Source organism: Bradyrhizobium sp. 40 (genome assembly GCF_023100925.1).
In the GTDB taxonomy this organism is placed as follows: domain Bacteria; phylum Pseudomonadota; class Alphaproteobacteria; order Rhizobiales; family Xanthobacteraceae; genus Bradyrhizobium.
Map to the genome: position 1 here is coordinate 5629612 of NZ_CP064688.1, position 16966 is coordinate 5646577.

At 64.8% G+C, this 16966-nt stretch carries 16 protein-coding genes, 1 tRNA gene and 1 pseudogene; 5 read left to right on the forward strand and 13 right to left on the reverse strand.

Annotated features, from left to right (window positions below; translation table 11 throughout):
* Positions 1–10 precede the first annotated feature (10 nt).
* The 5 genes from IVB40_RS27095 to IVB40_RS27115 are packed head-to-tail and all read right to left on the reverse strand — an operon-like array spanning position 11 to position 6503.
* Entirely contained in the window at positions 11–1471 is a 1461-nt protein-coding gene (locus IVB40_RS27095) for a form I ribulose bisphosphate carboxylase large subunit (RefSeq protein WP_247356948.1), read from the reverse strand.
* Positions 1472–1502: 31 nt separating this feature from the next.
* On the reverse strand, positions 1503–2588 hold the full coding sequence (gene fba, locus IVB40_RS27100) for a class II fructose-bisphosphate aldolase (RefSeq protein WP_247399790.1): 1086 nt from the start codon (positions 2586–2588) through the stop codon (positions 1503–1505).
* A gap of 14 nt (positions 2589–2602) precedes the next feature.
* Complete coding sequence (gene tkt / locus IVB40_RS27105; RefSeq protein ID WP_247816826.1) at positions 2603–4624, reverse strand: transketolase; 2022 nt, start codon at positions 4622–4624, stop codon at positions 2603–2605.
* Between the two features lie 16 nt (positions 4625–4640).
* Positions 4641–5516, reverse strand: coding sequence for a phosphoribulokinase (locus tag IVB40_RS27110; RefSeq protein WP_027516497.1), 876 nt, complete (start codon positions 5514–5516; stop codon positions 4641–4643).
* 12 nt (positions 5517–5528) lie between these two features.
* Positions 5529–6503 carry a class 1 fructose-bisphosphatase gene (locus IVB40_RS27115; RefSeq protein ID WP_247819602.1) on the reverse strand — a complete coding sequence of 325 codons (975 nt, stop codon included), beginning with the start codon at positions 6501–6503 and terminating at the stop codon, positions 5529–5531.
* A gap of 11 nt (positions 6504–6514) precedes the next feature.
* On the opposite strand from IVB40_RS27115, the pseudogene IVB40_RS27120 reads away from it, so the two are divergent.
* A pseudogene (locus tag IVB40_RS27120) lies at positions 6515–7408 on the forward strand (LysR family transcriptional regulator); the annotation flags it as partial.
* Positions 7409–7659: 251 nt separating this feature from the next.
* Here IVB40_RS27120 and IVB40_RS27125 read toward each other — a convergent pair.
* From IVB40_RS27125 to IVB40_RS27150, 6 genes are all read right to left on the reverse strand, one after another.
* Complete coding sequence (locus tag IVB40_RS27125; RefSeq protein ID WP_007594851.1) at positions 7660–7869, reverse strand: hypothetical protein; 210 nt, start codon at positions 7867–7869, stop codon at positions 7660–7662.
* Between the two features lie 138 nt (positions 7870–8007).
* Positions 8008–8418 (reverse strand): DUF4118 domain-containing protein, encoded by a 411-nt coding sequence (locus tag IVB40_RS27130; RefSeq protein ID WP_247356956.1) that lies wholly within the window; start codon positions 8416–8418, stop codon positions 8008–8010.
* Positions 8419–8557: 139 nt separating this feature from the next.
* Positions 8558–9751: an MFS transporter gene (locus IVB40_RS27135; protein ID WP_247816827.1), complete on the reverse strand. Its 1194-nt coding sequence runs from the start codon at positions 9749–9751 to the stop codon at positions 8558–8560.
* A gap of 51 nt (positions 9752–9802) precedes the next feature.
* The gene (locus IVB40_RS27140) at positions 9803–10357 is read right to left on the reverse strand and encodes a TetR/AcrR family transcriptional regulator (protein WP_247816828.1); all 555 of its coding nucleotides are present in this window, start codon (positions 10355–10357) and stop codon (positions 9803–9805) included.
* A 1099-nt stretch (positions 10358–11456) separates the two neighbouring features.
* Entirely contained in the window at positions 11457–12416 is a 960-nt protein-coding gene (locus tag IVB40_RS27145; protein ID WP_247399802.1) for an N-carbamoyl-D-amino-acid hydrolase, read from the reverse strand.
* Between the two features lie 191 nt (positions 12417–12607).
* On the reverse strand, positions 12608–13039 hold the full coding sequence (locus tag IVB40_RS27150) for a hypothetical protein (RefSeq protein WP_247816829.1): 432 nt from the start codon (positions 13037–13039) through the stop codon (positions 12608–12610).
* 176 nt (positions 13040–13215) lie between these two features.
* Here IVB40_RS27150 and IVB40_RS27155 point away from each other — a divergent pair, with 176 nt between their 5' ends.
* The 3 genes from IVB40_RS27155 (at position 13216) to IVB40_RS27165 (ending at position 14405) form a co-directional block, all read left to right on the forward strand.
* The gene (locus IVB40_RS27155; RefSeq protein WP_247356963.1) at positions 13216–13476 is read left to right on the forward strand and encodes a hypothetical protein; all 261 of its coding nucleotides are present in this window, start codon (positions 13216–13218) and stop codon (positions 13474–13476) included.
* A gap of 156 nt (positions 13477–13632) precedes the next feature.
* The gene (locus IVB40_RS27160; protein WP_027568652.1) at positions 13633–13857 is read left to right on the forward strand and encodes a hypothetical protein; all 225 of its coding nucleotides are present in this window, start codon (positions 13633–13635) and stop codon (positions 13855–13857) included.
* A 221-nt stretch (positions 13858–14078) separates the two neighbouring features.
* Positions 14079–14405 carry a hypothetical protein gene (locus IVB40_RS27165; protein WP_027568651.1) on the forward strand — a complete coding sequence of 109 codons (327 nt, stop codon included), beginning with the start codon at positions 14079–14081 and terminating at the stop codon, positions 14403–14405.
* 33 nt (positions 14406–14438) lie between these two features.
* Here the strand turns inward: IVB40_RS27165 and IVB40_RS27170 are convergent, their stop codons facing one another.
* Positions 14439–15413, reverse strand: coding sequence for a tripartite tricarboxylate transporter substrate binding protein (locus IVB40_RS27170; protein WP_247816830.1), 975 nt, complete (start codon positions 15411–15413; stop codon positions 14439–14441).
* A gap of 411 nt (positions 15414–15824) precedes the next feature.
* Positions 15825–15901 (reverse strand) — tRNA-Pro (locus IVB40_RS27175).
* A 68-nt stretch (positions 15902–15969) separates the two neighbouring features.
* On the opposite strand from IVB40_RS27175, the gene IVB40_RS27180 reads away from it, so the two are divergent.
* A complete protein-coding gene (locus IVB40_RS27180; protein WP_247816831.1) occupies positions 15970–16959 on the forward strand; it encodes an L-threonylcarbamoyladenylate synthase in 990 nt (329 codons plus the stop codon).
* The last annotated feature ends 7 nt before the right edge of the window (positions 16960–16966 follow it).

Genomic DNA, 16966 nt, shown 5'->3' on the forward strand with positions numbered 1-16966 from the left:
TCAAATCTCCTCAAACGGTTTCGAGCGCGGTCGGCACGAAGTCAGGCGTGTCGGTGGATTCATAATTGAAGGAGACGTCCTTCCAGACCTCGAGTGCAGCTTTCAGCGGCGTGCAGGTCTCGGCCGCCCTGGCCAGGATCTCCGGACCTTCGTGGACATAGTCGCGGCCCTCGTTGCGGGCGAGGATCATCGCTTCCAGCGCCACACGATTGGCGATCGCGCCGGCCGCGATGCCCATGGGATGGCCGATGGTACCGCCGCCGAACTGCAGCACGACGTCCTCGCCGAGCAGGTCGAGCAGCTGATGCATCTGGCCGGCATGGATGCCGCCGGAGGCAACCGGCATCATCTTGTTCAGGCTCGCCCAGGACTGGTCGAAGAACAGTCCGTGTTCGAGCCTGGTCGGGTTGAAGTCTTCGCGGCAGACATCGTAATAGCCGCGCGTGGTGTTCGGGTCACCTTCGAGCTTGCCGACCACCGTGCCGGCATGGATGTGGTCGACGCCGGCAAGCCGCATCCACTTGGCGATGACGCGGAACGACACGCCGTGGCTCTTCTGCCGCGTGTAGGTCGAGTGACCGGCGCGATGCAGATGCAGGATCATGTCGTTGCGCCGCGCCCATTTCGCCATCGACTGGATCGCGGTGTAGCCGATCACGAGGTCGATCATGACGATGCACGATCCGAGCTCCTTCGCGAACTCGGCGCGCTCGTACATGTCCTCCATCGTTCCCGCGGTGATGTTCAGGTAAGTGCCCTTCGCCTCGCCGGAGGCCGCCTGTGCACGGTTCACCGCCTCCATGCAATAGAGGAAGCGGTCGCGCCAGTGCATGAAGGGCTGCGAGTTGATGTTCTCGTCATCCTTGGTGAAGTCGAGCCCGCCCTTCAGCGCCTCGTAGACCACGCGGCCGTAATTGCGGCCCGAGAGGCCGAGCTTCGGCTTGACGGTGGCGCCGAGCAGCGGCCGGCCGAACTTGTCGAGCCGCTCGCGCTCGACCACGATGCCGGTTGCCGGCCCCTGGAACGTCTTCACATAAGCGACCGGGAAGCGCATGTCTTCCAGACGCAGCGCCTTCAGCGGCTTGAAGCCGAACACGTTGCCGATGATCGAGGCCGAGAGGTTGGCGATCGAACCAGGCTCGAACAGGTCGAGGTCGTAGGCGATGTAGGCGAAATACGAGCCCGGCGTGCCCGGCACCGGATCGACGCGATAGCATTTTGCGCGATACTTCTCGGCAGCGGTCAGGCGATCGGTCCACACCACCGTCCAGGTCGCGGTCGAAGATTCGCCGGCGACTGCGGCCGACGCCTCGATCGGGTCGACGCCCTCTTGCGGCGTGACGCGGAACAGCGCGATGACATCGGTGTCCTTTGGCACGTAATCAGGCTCCCAATAGCCCATGCGCTTGTATTCCATCACGCCCGATCGATATCTTTCCTTGCCGCGGACGGTTCCTGCATGTGCATTCATGGCTCTCTCCTGCTCTTCTCTCTCTGAATGATTAGGCCGCGACGGGCTCGCGGGCGTCGATGCTGGGATCGAGTTCTCCGGCGCGGTAGCGCCGCGCCATCTCGCTCAAGGGAACGACCTTGATCCGGCTGGCGTGGCCTGCAGTCCCGAACTGCTCGAAGCGCTCGCGGCAGAGCTCGCGCATCGCATCCATCGCGGGCTTGAGGAATTTGCGCGGATCGAACTCGGAGCGCGTTTGCGCGGCGACCTTGCGGAACACCGCGGTCATCGCCAGCCGGCAGTCGGTGTCGATATTGACCTTGCGCACGCCGCTCTTGATGCCGCGGACGATCTCCTCGACCGGCACGCCCCAGGTCTGCGGCATCTCGCCGCCGAACTGATTGAACATGTCCTGGAGCGGCTGCGGCACCGAGGAAGAGCCGTGCATCACGAGATGCGTGTTCGGCAGACGGCGATGAATCTCCTCGACCACCCGCATCGCCAGAATGTCGCCGTCCGGCTTGCGGCTGAACTTGTAGGCGCCGTGCGAGGTGCCCATCGCGATCGCGAGCGCATCGACCTTGGTGGCGCGGACGAAGTCGACCGCCTGGTCGGGATCCGTCAGCAACTGATCGTGGCTGATCGTGCCTTCGACGCCGTGACCATCCTCCTGTTCGCCGCCGCCATGCTCGAGCGAGCCGAGCACGCCGAGCTCGCCTTCGACGGAGGCACCGACCCAATGGGCGAGATCGACGACGCGGCTGGTGATCGCAACGTTGTAGTCGTAATCGGCCGCGGTCTTGGCGTCTGCCTTGAGCGAGCCGTCCATCATCACCGAGGTGAAGCCGTGGGCGATCGCGGAGGCGCAGGTCGCTTCGTCGTTGCCATGGTCCTGGTGCATGCAGAGCGGGATGTCCGGATAGGTCCGCTCCAGCGCGTCGATCATGTGCGAGAGCATGAGGTCGCCGGCATAGCTGCGCGCGCCGCGCGAAGCCTGGATGATCACCGGCGCGTCGACCTCGGCCGCCGCCTGCATGATCGCGATGCCCTGCTCCATGTTGTTGATGTTGAATGCCGGCACCGCGTAGCCGTGACTGGCGGCGTGGTCGAGCAGCTGACGAAGGGTGATACGGGCCACGACAATTCCTCCTGTTATTGCTTGCTTGTGCGGGCAATCGCCCGCCGGGCGGCTTCCGCGACGCTTTGCGGCGTGATGCCGAATTCGCGGTAGAGCACTGGCGCGGGCGCCGAGGCACCGAAGCCGCGCATGCCGACGAATTCGCCGTCAGTGCCGATCCATCGATGCCAATCGCCGGCGACTGCCGCCTCGATGCCGATCCGTGGCGCCGTGCCGAGCACGGCAGCGCGGTAGTCCTCCGGCTGCTCCTCGAACAACGCGAAGCAGGGCGCGGAGACTACGGCCCCGCGGACGTGCTCGGTGGCGAGCAGGCGGGCCGCTTCCAGCGCAATAGACACTTCCGAACCCGTTGCGATGAGCGTCACGTCGCGGCCGCCGTCCGGCGAAACGATCAGATAGGCGCCCCGTGCGACGCGGTTTCTACCGCGCACGTCGCTGCGGAAGGTCGGCAGCGCCTGACGGGACAGGCACAGCACGGACGGACGATTTTCAGCTTGGAGCGCGCAATCCCATGCTTCCAGCGTCTCAACCGCGTCGGCCGGCCGGAAAACAAGCAGGTTCGGAATGACGCGAAGCGCTGCGAGATGCTCGACCGGCTGATGCGTCGGGCCGTCCTCACCGAGGCCGATGGAGTCATGGGTCATCACATGAATGACGCGGATCCGCATCAAGGCCGCAAGGCGGATCGCCGGCCGGCTGTAATCGGAGAACGCGAGGAAGGTGCCGCCATAGGGAATGAAGCCGCCGTGCAGCGCGAGGCCGTTCATCGCGGCCGCCATGCCGTGCTCGCGGATGCCGTAATGGATGTAATCGCCGGCGAACGCGCCGCGCTTGACCGGGGTCTGCGCCTTGGCATGCGTCAGGTTCGAATGCGTGAGGTCCGCCGAGCCACCGACAAATCCGGGAATCGTCCCTGCGATTCCGTCGAGCACCTGTTGCGACGCCTGCCGCGTCGCGAGCTTCGGACGCTCGGTGGCAAAGCGCTCGCGCAACTTCGCCGAGGCCAGGGCATAGGCGTTCGGCAGGGCAACCGCCTTGCCCTCGACAAACAGATCGCGCTGCTCAGGCGTCGCGCATTCATAGCGATCGAGCCAGGCGAGACGCTCGACCTGCCCGCGCTGCCCGATCATCCGCCATGCTTTCAGGACCGTGACAGGCACCACGAAGGGCTGATAGTCCCAGCCGAGCGCTCGCCGCGCCGCCGCGGTCTGCTCGGTGCCGAGCGGCGCGCCGTGCGCCTTCTCGGTGCCCTGACGATCCGGCGCGCCATAGCCGATGATGGTGCGGCAGGCGATCAGCGACGGTCTTTGGCTCTCACGCTCCTCCGCAATCGCCTGCGCAACTGCTTCGGAATCGTGCCCATCGACACGGCGCACCGACCAGCCTGAGGCGGCGAAGCGCGCGAGCTGGTCGTCAGAGGTCGCAAGCGAGGTCGGCCCGTCAATGGAGATGCCGTTGTCGTCGAACAGCAAGATCAGGCGGCCGAGCCCGAGATGGCCGGCGAGCGAAATCGCTTCCTGGCTGATGCCTTCCATCAGGCAGCCGTCGCCGGCGATCACATACGTAAAGTGATCGACGAGGCCATCGCCATGCCGCGCATTGCCCATCCGCTCGGCGAGCGCCATGCCCACCGCGGTCGCAATCCCCTGCCCCAGCGGACCGGTCGTCGTCTCGACGCCCGGCGTATGGCCATATTCCGGATGGCCCGGCGTCTTCGAGCCCCATTGCCTGAAGGCCTTGATGTCATCGAGGCTGACGTCGCCGCCGGTGAGATGGAGCAATGCATAGAGCAGCATCGAGCCGTGGCCTGCCGACAGCACGAAGCGATCACGGTCCGGCCAGTGGGGGTGAGCCGAGTCGAATTTCAGAAATCGCGAGAACAGCACGGTGGCGACATCGGCCATGCCCATGGGCAGTCCGGGGTGGCCGGACTGCGAGGTCTCGATGGCGTCGACCGCGAGGAAGCGGACGGCGTTGGCGAGATCATTGTGTGTGACCGCGGTAAGGTCTGCGGCGGCGTGGACGGAGATGTTCATCGGATCCTCCCCTCGTTCACTTCAGGTTTCGCTTGCGCTCGATGAGCTGCATGATCAGCGGCGTCAGGATCAGCTGCATGGCAAGATCGAGCTTCGCGCCGGGGCACACGATCGAATTGGCGCGCGACATCCAGCTTTGCGGCAGCATCGAGAGCAGGTAGGGGAAGTCGATGCCGCGCGGGTTCTTGAAGCGGATCACGACCATCGATTCGTCCGGCGTTGGGATCCAGCGCGCGATGAATGGATTGGAGGTGTCCACCGTCGGCACGCGCTGGAAGTTGATGTCGGTCTCGGAAAATTGCGGACAGATGTAGTGGATGTAGTCGGGCATCCTTCGCAGAACGGTGTCGGTGACGGCCTCGGTCGAATAGCCTCGCGCACTGCGGTCGCGGTGCAGCTTCTGGATCCATTCGAGATTGATGACGGGCACGACGCCGATCTTGAGGTCGGCATAACGCGCGACGTTGACCTTGTCGGTGACGACCGCGCCATGCAGGCCCTCGTAGAACAGCAGGTCGGAGCTCTCCGGCAGCCGTTTCCATTCGGTGAAGGTGCCGGGTGCGGCACCATGCAGCGCGGATTCCTCGGCATCGTGGACATAGTGCCGCGTCGTCGCCGTACCGGTCTCGCCATAGTCGCGGAACGCCCGCTCCAGCTCCTCGAACAGATTGGTCTCGGGGCTGAAATGGCTGAAATGCCTGTTGCCGCGATCGGCCTCCTTCGCCATCTGCGTGCGCATTTCCACGCGATCGTAACGATGGAAGGCGTCGCCTTCGATGTAGGCGGCGTTGACCTTCTCGCGGAAGAATATCTGTTCGAACGTCTTCTTGACCGACGTGGTGCCGGCGCCGGAAGAGCCGGTGATGGAGATGATCGGATGCTTCCTGGACATGGGATGCCTCGCTTACAGCCGGAAGAAGCCGCGCCGCGCGAACAGCGGTGCGGAGACGCTGGCGACCAGCAAGGGATCGCAATGCAGGTCCTCGACGCGCTGCACCTCGTTGTTCGAACCCATGATCAGCGGCACGCGCTGGTGCAGGCTCTGCGCTGAAAGCTCAAGGATGCGTTCGCGCCCGGTCGACGCGGAGCCGCCGGCCTGCTCGACGATGTAAGCCATCGGGTGCGCCTCGTAGACGAGGCGCAGGCGGCCGTCACCATAGCCCGGCCGTGCATCAGAGGGATAGAGGAACACGCCACCGCGGGTGAGGATACGGTAGGCCTCGGCAACCAGCGAGCCGACCCAGCGCATGTTGAAATTGTGGTTGGCCTGCCCTTCCACACCGGCGAGGCATTCGTCGACGAAGGCGCGCACCGGCTGTTCCCAATGCCGGCGGTTCGAGGCGTTGATCGCGAACTCCTCGCAGGTCTCGGAGATCTGCACGGCGCTACGCGCGAGACGGAAGCAACCGGACTTGCGATCCAGCGTGAAGATATCGACGCCCTCGCCAAGCGTCAGCACCAGCGAGGTCTGCGGGCCGTAGGTGACGAACCCCGCCGCGAGCTGCGCCGAGCCGCGCTGATGGAAGGCGAGCGCGAGATCATCAGGCGCGGGCAGGATCGAAAAGATCGTGCCTACGGTCATGTTGATGTCGATGTTGGAGGAGCCGTCGAGCGGATCGATCGCGACGCAGATCTTGGCCTTGCGGTCGCCGATCTGAGGTTCGCGCATCTCCTCCGACGCCAGTGCCGCGATCGGCAGCTTGCCGAGACAGCGGCGCAGGATCGCATCCGCCTGCACGTCGAGATCGCGCTGGACGTCACCGTCGCTATTGCGGCCGGTGATCAGGCCGGAGGCGTCCGCAAGGTCTCCGGTGGCGATGAGATCGGCGATTTCGATCGCGGCCGCCGCGATGGCATCGACCGCGGACGCCACGGCCAGCGCATGCGGCGCTCGCGGCGCTCGCGGCCAAGGGCAGCGTCACGGCAGCCTCGACCCAGCTCGGCCTGACGCAGCCGGCCGTGACCCAGCAACTGCGCCAGCTTCAGGATCTCGCCGGCCTGCCGCTGCTGCAGCGGACCGGCGACGGCATGCTGCTGACGGAGGCGGGCAAGGAGGTGCTTACCCTCGCCGAGCGCGTCGAAGCCGCAATCACCGACTGCCAGGGCGCGCTCGACCTGCTCGCCGGGCGAACCGGCGGCACGGTGCATCTCGGCGCTGTCTCGACCGCAAAATATTTCGTGCCGCACGCGATCGCGGCATTCTCGAAGCGGTATCCGAAGATCGAGCTCAAGCTCACGGTCGGCAATCGCGAGGAGATCCGCGAGGCCATGCACGGCTACGACCTCGATTTCGCAGTGATGGGTCGGCCACCGGCCGATGTCAGCGTCGACGTCCGTCAGCTCGGGCGGAATCCGCACATCATCGTCGCACGCAAGGGGCACTGGCTGGAGAAAGATTCCGGCCTCAACCTGACCGACCTCGTGCACGAGACCTTCCTCACCCGCGAGCCTGGCTCGGGCACGCGGACGCTGATGGAAGGCATGTTCCAGAGGTCGGATCTCGAGCCGATCATCGGCATGGAGATGAGCAGCAACGAGACCATCAAGCAGGCTGTCATCGCCGGGCTCGGCATCGCCTTCATCTCGGCCCACACCGTGGCGCACGAGCTCACCGAGGGCCGGCTGATCGTGCTCGACGTCGCGGGCCTGCCGATCGTGCGGCAATGGTACGTGATCCGCCGCAGCGACAAGGTGCTGTTGCCGCCGGCGCAGGCGATGTTCGATTTTCTCGGCTCGGAGGGGGCGAACTATCTGCCCGAATTGCCCGAATTCGGCGCGCGATAGCCTGCCGGAATTCAGCCCATCAGCTTCATCGCGACCGTGGCCGCGAGAATGACGATGATCTGGAGCAGGCGCTCGGTCGTGAAGATGCGGTTGAAGGTGATCATCGCTTGCCCCGGCCGAATTGGGATGTCTCGGTCGGGACGTTGCTAGCACAGGCGGGCGTCGAGATAACTCCGTAATCGCCCCGTGTTTTCCGTGCGCGACCCGATGACCGACGCGGGCCTGCGCAAGGCCGCGCCGATGGTTAACGATCAGGCCGCACGCGTAGCAGCGTAATCCATCCGCGCGGCGAAATAGGCTTCCAGCTCCAGCAGCGCCCGTGCTTCCCAATCCTTCGCCTGCTCGAGCAGCGACCAGCTCTGGCCCGGGCGGAATGCAGCGGTCTGGCGATAGAGCGATGCGATGCCGCGATAGCGGCGCACGTTCTCCAAGATGGCGTGACCGGTTATTTGGCCGTTCATGTCCGAAAACTCCCTCGTCATTCCCGGGGGAGAAATTGCGGCCAAATCTTTTTTGAAAAGTTAGCGCCGCGCGGCAAGCGCGCGAATGGTTTCCGGACTGTTGCCCGCGCGCAACGTGCGCGGCCGTACAAGGCCGATCTATTGCGAATTCGTTGCCGCGCTCTCGCTGCGCGGCTTCAATCCACCGCGGCTGATGATCTCGCGGCAGAGATCGGCAAGTCCGATCACCAGCACCGCGAACAGGCAGAACAGCTTGATGGAATCGGCATGCGCGCTGGTCAGAGAATTGAACTCGAAGAAGGGCGGAATGAACGCCCACCACACCAGCGGAATGGTGAGCAGTGCGGCGAACGCCGCAACTGGCACGCCCGCGATAATGCCGAGCACGAACAGGCTGGGCAGGAACGCTGCGAAATAGAGTTTTGCGCCGAGCGCGACACAGACGCCTTGGAGCGCAGCCGACATTGCGACAACGACGAATCCAAGCAGAAACGCCTGCCACGACCATGGTCGTACCCGCGGTACGCCAACCAGCCCCGCACGCCTCATCAGCCTCCCCCTGCCGCCCGTTAACCAGGCTCGCTTGCGACCAAAGTACTACAGCGGCAGGGAAACTGCGAGGTGGAAATTGCCGGCCGGACGGCCTTGGTAAACGGGCCGAATCGCACAATCTGGACCCACCGCGGCCCTACTCGGTGGCCGCATAGACCAGGCCTGCGACGAGCAGCGCGAGGCCAATGGCCGATGCCAGCGTCCAGCCGCCTTGCGCAAACGCCCAGGCGCCGACCGCCGAGCCCGCCGCGCCCGCGGTGAAGAACGTCGCCATGTAGAGGCCGTTGAGGCGGCTGCGGTGCTCATGCCCCAGCGCGAAGATCGCGCGGAAGCCGAGCACGACGTTGCCCTGCACGCCGATGTCGATCGCGATCGCGGCCACGACCAGGCAGGCGAGGTTCAGCACCGATCCGGGCGCGCCGACATGCGTGATCAGGAAGCCTACGGCCGCGAGCAGCAGCGCGACCAGTGTTGCCATGCGGCTGTAGCCGCGATCGGCAAGCCGCCCCGCGATCGGCGCCGCGAACACGCCGGCGACACCGGCGAGCGCGAACAGCGCAATGCCGCGCTGGGTGAAGCCGAACTCGCTCGCGAGCAGCAGCGGCGTCACGGTCCAGAACAGGCTGAAGGCGCCGAACAGGCTGGCCTGGTACAGCGCGCGGCGGCGCAGCAGCGGCGTGGTCCGCGCCAGATGCGGCATCGACAGCAGCAACTCGCCGTAATGCATCCGCGCGACCGGCTTGCGCTTCGGCAGCGTCATCCAGAGTACCCCTGCGAGCACGATCATCAGTGCGGCCGAGCAGAAGAACACCGCGTGCCACGACAGCATCGCCGTGACGAAGCTCGACACCGGTCGCGCCAGCATGATGCCGAGCATCAAGCCGGTCGAGACGTTGCCGACGACACGGCCGCGAATGGCTGCCGGCGCAAGGTGCGCCGCATAGGGAATGATGATCTGCACCGCGACCGAGCCGAGCCCGATGAACAGTGCGGCCATCAGGAACGGTAGCGCATGGGACGCGGCCCCCGCGGCGAGCAGGGCTGCCGCGCCGAGCGTGATGACGGAGCAGATCAGGGTGCGGTTCTCGACGAGGTCGCCGAGCGGCACTATGAAGAGAAGCCCCACGCCGTAGCCGATCTGCGTCATGGTGACGATCAGTCCCGCCGCTTCATGCGACAGGCCGAGCGCGGCGCTGATCGGGGCGATCAGCGGCTGGGCGTAATAGATGTTGGCGGCGACCATGCCACAGGCCGCGGCAAGCACGAAGGTCAGGCGCTGCGACACCGCATCCGGCTCGGGGGCTGTCTCGATCGTGGCATTCATCGTCATTCACATAGTCTCCAGATATAGGAAACGCTTGTTTCCTAATAGACAAAAACTTCAGGCGAGCAGCTTCATCGCGACGGCGACCAGGCGCTTGCCGTCGAGCGAAAGGCGCGCCTTGCCGACGACGCGCAGACCCTGCGTGATGCAGATCATCAGCCGCGCGGTGTCGTCGGCGGCGACATGGCGGGGAATCGAGCCGTCAGCCTGCCCCTCGCGAATGAGGCCAGCGATGAAGCCTTCGTTGGTCTCGAGCCGCGCGCTGACGAGGGCGCCCACCACCGGATCGACCGCGCACAATTCGACCGCGCTGCCGACCACGAGACAGCCACGCCGCCCCTCGCTGCCCTGGGAATGCTCTACATACGACAATAGCATGTTGCGCAGCCGCTCGCGGCCGTTGGCGCCTTTCGCCGCGGCGCTACGCGTCTGCTCCTGGCGCAGAGCGACATAGCGCTCGAAGGCGGCGAGAAACACCGCATGCTTGTCGCGAAACGCCTTGTAGACGCTGCCGGTCGCCAGCCGCATCGCCGCGGTGAGATCGCCAATCGAGGTCGCATGATAACCGCGCTCGGAAAACACGCGCACGGCCCCGTCGAGGGCAATGTCCATGTCGAACTCCCGGGGACGGCCGGGCGGACGCGCGACGGAGCGGGATTTGCGGGCGGCTTTTTGCATTGCGGGATAATAGGGAATGATTGTTTCCGAATAAAGACACGTGGTTGTGATGGGGTGTGGGTCACACTGATCGCCACCAACTCCTGGGTCGTCCTGGCGAAGGCCAGGACCCATTACCCCAGGGAGGAGTTTGGCGGACATTCGCTCTAGATCGTCATTGCGAGCGCAGCGAAGCAATCCAGAATCCCTCCGCGGCGGCAGACTGGATTGCTTCGCTGCGCTCGCAATGACGGAGTATGAGGCGGCAGCGCCAATTTTCCGGCTCGCATCTTTAAGTGCAGACACGCCTTCGCAGCCTCGCGGCTGATTTCGCCCGAGCTTTGCTTCGTCACTCCACCCTCAAAGCCAAGAGGGCGCAGGGAAGGCCGGGTGCCGGCTGGCACCCGCGGTCCGCCGCGCGAAAAGCACACGCAGGAAAACCGCACAGCAGCATACAGGTGTAGCCAATCACTCGGCCTTCCCTGCGCGATGGTTGGACGGCTTATGCCGTGCTCTCCCGGGAGCCGAGTTCCTGCTGGCCTCCCTCGCCTTCACAGAAGTCGCCGACACCGCGCCGGTTGACGCAGATGCCGCATCCGCAAGAGCTTGACCGTAGCAACGACGGCCAGGACCACACGGTTTTGCCGTACGCACGGCCCGCCATTTCGCCACCGGTTTCGGCGGCGTTGTGCACGTTGCCGCCGACCTGATGACGAGACGAAGCCTAGCAGCGCCGCTCGTCGGAACGAAGCGTTGGGCTCACGGAGAGCAATCCGCCCTGCCCCACGCCTCTCGCACCCGAACGCTGCCGCGTCCACCGCAAGCCCGACTCGCGAACGTGACGACCACAAGATCGCCCCTCAAGGATGAGCCGGGATGGGCGACACATACGTCAAAACCGAATTTCGGTAAAGTGGAATATTTTGCAGGAAGGGGTTGACGGAGTGCGGGTGTTTTGCCCGACCGCAAGTCTTGTAGCCCGGATGAGCGAAGCGACATCCGGGACTCTCGCAGCGGTCCCGGGTATCGCTTCGCTCACCCGGGCTACAGGAGCTCACCCTGTCGTTCGCACCGGCGTTCTGTCCGCCATCAGGGTCACGCCCTTCCGTTCGACAATCATCCGGTAGGCCTGCGGCTGACGGTGAACGTCGAAATTAAAGGTGGTGCGCTTGTAGGAGTTGCAGAGATCGAGATCGCAGCGAGCGAGCGCGATCTCGTCGCCCTTGGTCGTGCATCGCGCGATGATCTCGCCGGAGGGCGCGATGACGCAGCTTCCGCCGATGTGGTCGACGCCCTCCTCGACACCGGCCTTGGCGACGCCGACCACGAAGGTGCCGTTCTGGTAGGCGCCGGCCTGCATTACCAGATGATTGTGGAACAGCGAGAGATCGTCATGCTCGGGCGCGGGCGGATTGTGCACCGGCGTGTTGTAGCCGATCATCACCATCTCGACGCCCTGCAGCCCCATCACCCGATAGGTCTCGCTCCAACGGCGATCGTTGCAGATCGCCATCCCCATCACGCCGCCAAAGGCCTCGGTCACGCCGAAACTACTGCCAGGATCGAAATAGCGCTTTTCCAGATGCTGGAATTCGCGCCAAGGCTCGTGCTCGGCATGCCCGGGCAAATGCACCTTGCGATATCTCGCGACAATCTCGCCACTCTTCTCGACCAGGATGGAGGTGTTGTAGCGCCTGACAATTCCGGCCTCGACCGTCAGCTCGGCATAGCCAAGATAAAATCCGATGCCGATCTCGCGCGCGAGATCGAACAGGCCTCTCGTCTCCAGCCCCGGCATCTCACGCTCGAAGAAGCTGTCTATCTCCGCCTGATCCTCGAAATACCAGCGCGGAAAGAACGTGGTCAGCGCGAGCTCGGGATAGACGATCAGGTCGCAACCGTTGGCGTGCGCCTGGCGCATCAAGGCCATCAGGCGCGCCACGACCGCGGTTCTCGTCTCTGTCCGCGCGACAGGGCCAAGCTGGCCGGCCGCGATCGTCACAAATCTCGTCACGAATCTTTCCCTCGTCCGCTTCCTGGGTCAGGTCGCGGCAGAGACTATCGTGCGATGCGTCGCGCGCACAGCCTCGCTGTCCGGCACGGTGCCCAACCGAGAGGCAGTTCGACCGTCACGCGGGGGGCGCCGAGGATGAATGGCGATCGACCGCATCCACGTCGCGCGAAAACACCCTCGCAGAGCGGCACTCACCATTCTGCGGCGACGGGCTCGTTGAAGAACTGACTGCGCGCCGCCATGCGCGACGGCTGGCGGCGACGATGCCGCTCCGCGACGCGTTTGTTCAGAGCGGCCGCCTTGGCCTGCCTGGGCTCCGCGGCCTTGGAGAGCTCCGCGGCGGGCTGCGCCGCCATGGCAAATGCCTGGCGCGTACCGTCCGGCGCGACTGGCGCCGCCGCGTCTGACGTTGACGCCACAGTTTTGGTCAACGGAATCTGGCGCACGTTGGTGTCGAAGATGATCTTCTCCGGCCAGGTCTGTGCAGAATGAATTCGGGCGATCGAGAGGTCCGGCCCGGTTTCGGCGGCCGCACTCACGGGGCCGGCCAGGTAGTAATCAGCAAGGTACAGGAGGGCGAGCAGAGCGCCGCCGGTGAAGACGAAATAGCGGATGAGCGGCATGGGTCCCTCGATCGCCTCGTTATCGAGGCCCCTGCAGCAACGGGAAAGAGTGGTAATCGTTCCGGTGCGCCGTGGAGCAATTGCGGAAGACGCTCAGCCGCCCACTGGCATTGTGCTTGCTGGACGGCAGTCAATCCCTCAGACCCGCAGTGGGTCTGTTTCATCGTGAGGCGATCATGCACCCGACGTCCCGTTTCGAAGCGACCATGCCGACACAGCTCCACGCATTGATCTCCGATCTGCGCTGGCGCATGCAAATGATCGACGCCGACATTCTGGAGGAAGAGCGGAAGGCTGGAATCTCCGATCCCCAGAACGTCGCCTACCCCATGCTCGCGCAGAACCTGCGGGCCCGGCGCGACAATATCCGGGTGAGCATCGCCATTCTCGAAAGCCGGCTTGAAAAGCAATCGACCGAGTGGCCGCGCGCGGCCTGATGCGGTGACGGGCCGAGTTCCAGACGCACGCTAACGCGAGGGAACTCCCGTTGCTGATCTGCAACGGTTCCCGTCCGTCTGAAGCCGGACAAAAGAAACTCCCATTGCGGCCACGAACCCCTCTCACAACGCCGTGAGACGAGCAGGGGAACTCCGATGCGTGCGCAACGAGTCTGGGTGGTGAATGGGGCCGCCAGCGTCGAACAATTGCAAACCAGATTGGACGATCTGAACAAGCGGCTCGGTCAACTCGAGACCCAGCACCCCGAGAGCTGGAAAGTCGAAGAGCTCAGATCGAGCGCACTCAACCTGTCGCGCGAGATCGACGACATCCGCTGCGCCGAGGCGACGGCGGCGCTGAGCGAGCTGCTGCGGAAATAGCCCGCGTTCGCGATTCGCCCGTCGCGGCTGGAACCAACGCCGCCTCCCCGCCATTGCCATGCCGAGCATGGAGCAAAATCATGACCAGGCACCTGACGCGGACCGATCTCGCGCGCGGCGTGGCCGGCGCGGTATCCACGCTGGTCCTGTGCGCGACGATGGCCTTCACCATCGCGCGCCACTTCGCGTTGTAAGGCATTTGGCCCTGTGAGGGATTTCCGATGACGTCCGACCCCGAGGAATCGGTCAGGCTGCAAGGTTACGGCGAGATGACCCTGCGTACGGCCGTCACGACGATGATGCTGCTTGCGCCGCGCGAGCGCGCGGACGCCGCCATCTTCCGCGTCCGCGACGGCGTGCGGCTCGCCTCAAGCGAGATTGCCGAACTCGCCTCCGAATGGGGCATCACGCCAACACCGGAGATCAGGTCTCCGAACCTCGTCCCGGAGCAAAATTGGACACATGTCGTTCGCGGCATGGTACGCGAGGCGCCGCTGCCGGCACTGATGATTGCGTTTATGGTCGGCGTTCTGGTGGCGCGGCGATAGTCTCGCAACAACCGCCGGCGACAGCTGGGTTGATTACTTCTGCTCGTTCGCGCGCATGTCTTCAGCATAAGGACGCAACGCCTCAGACATGCCGTCGAGTCGTTTTTGCCACTCAGCGCCAGTCAGGAAAGCGATCACCGGCTCGTCGCCAGGCGAATTCGTCAGGTACTCAGGATTGCGCAGGCCTTCCGCAATCCCGGCTTCCAGCTTCTTGACGATGTCGTCCGGAACGCCCTTCGGCACCGCGAAGCCGCGTTCTGCCGTCGTCGTGATCGGAAAGCCCACTTCCTCTGCTGTCGGAACTTCGGGCAGCGATGGAAAGCGCTTCTTCGACAGGATCGCGATGACGCGAAGTGGCCCCTTGTTGGTCCCATGTAATTCGGGAATCTCGCTGAGAGTGACCATCCCGACTTCCAGATGCCCGCCCAATAGATCGGTCCGCTGCGCGGCAGTTCCTCTGTAAGAGATTTCGTTGGGCTCGACCTTCGCGGCTGCTGCCAGCATGCGAATGGCCAAATGACCGTTCGTGCCGGCACCGTTGTGACCAAACGTCACCGAGCCCGGCTTGCTGCGAAGTGCGGCAATGACATCCGGCAAATTCTTGAATCTGCTGTCCGCGGGAACCACCATCACGTTCGGATCTTCAACGATCCGTGCGACCAGCCGGATTTCATCCGTAGTGTATTGGGTTTTGCGCGTCATCGGCAGAAAGTTGTAGCCCGGCACGTTGACGACGCCGATCGAATAGGCGTCAGGCGCCGCGCGCGCGATCGCAGCAAACGCGATCTCTCCACCAGCGCCAGGCTTGTTCAGGACGACAAACTTCGCCTTACCGCCTAGCGCGCGCTCAACAAAGGGAAGAAGTTTGCGAGCCATGACATCGGTACCGCCGCCGGGCGCAAAGCCGACGACGACTTCGATCGGCTTGTCTTCCGGCCACGCGGCCCATGCCGATCCGCAAGCAGCGAAGGTAAAAGCTGCAACAAGCGCGACGATTTTCTTGTTCATGATTCCTGCCCTGTTTTTTGTTATTGGCGGATTGCGCTGCTTGAAGCTGCGATCGACTGCAGGTTCATCTAACCGTCGGTCTGACCGGATGGCAACCGACCGTCCCGAGCGCGAGCGCTTGATGAGTTACGGCGGTTTTCGAGGCAATTGCGGAAGCGTCAGAGGAGGCCTCGTGGGAGCCGCGCCTGGTGGTGATTTGATTGGCTCGCTCGCGGCGAGACGGTAATTCTCTGACCTACCGTGCAACGCCGGATCAGGGATGCCGGCGAAAAGAAAGCCATGCCGCTGCGGCACACGCCTCTGCCCGGCCAAATCGGCCGTGGACCCGCGCCCTAAATCGTTGCAATAAGGCGCTTCCGAGGCCCCGGCGACCGGTCCGCCGAGCCTCTAGAACGTCGACTTTTGGAAGAATGGTCGGAGTGGCAGGATTCGAACCTGCGACCCCTGCGTCCCGAACGCAGTGCTCTACCGGGCTGAGCCACACTCCGACAAGAGGCCGGCTTATAGCGTCGGGTTTGGCGCACCGCAAGCGGCCGAGCTGAGGAATCTTATCCCTGTGAAAACGGGTCTTGAAACGCTGATTTTACCGGCCGGCGAGGCCGGCGCGGAAGCTGCCGCCCGGACATTGGCCGCCGGCGGGCTGGTCGCGTTCCCGACCGAGACGGTCTACGGGCTCGGGGCGGACGCCGGAAATGCCGGCGCGATCGCCCATCTTTACGCCGCCAAGGGGCGGCCGGCATTCAATCCGCTGATCGCGCATGTCGCCGACCTCGCGGCCGCGCGGAGGATCGGACGATTCGACGCCTGCGCCTTGCGCCTCGCGGAGGCGTTCTGGCCGGGGCCGCTGACGCTGGTGGTGAGGAAGACGGAAAACTGCCCGGTGGCCGAGCTTGCCACCGCGGGCCTCGATACGGTCGCGATCCGCATTCCGGCCCATCCGGTGGCGCAGGCGATCCTGCGCGCCTTCGGCGGGGCGGTGGTGGCGCCGTCCGCCAACCTCTCCGGCCACGTCTCGCCGACGCTGGCGGCCCATGTCGAGGGCGACCTTGTGGGGCGGATCGACCTGATCGTCGACGGCGGACCCGTTACGGTCGGCGTCGAATCGACCATCGTCGGCTGCTTTGCGGCGCCGATGCTGCTGCGGCCCGGCGGGCTGTCACGCGAACGGATCGAGACCGTGCTCGGTGCACCGCTGGCGCGACTGCCCGCGGAGGCCGAAAGCGACGACAGCCAGCCGCTGGCGCCGGGCATGCTGGCCTCGCATTACGCGCCGCGCGCCAATGTGCGGCTCAATGCGCGGGACGTCGCGCCGGGCGAAGCGCTGCTGGCGTTCGGCCCCGCGCGCCTGCCCGGACTGGAGGCCGCCACGGCGGTCATGAATTTGTCGCCCAGCGGCGATCTCGATGAAGCCGCCGCCAATCTGTTCGGCTATCTTCGCGCCCTCGATGCCAGCGGGCCGCGGGCGATCGCGGTGATGGCGATCCCCGAACAAGATCTGGGCGAAGCGATCAACGACCGGCTGCGCCGGGCGGCCGTGGCGCGATAAGAGCGAA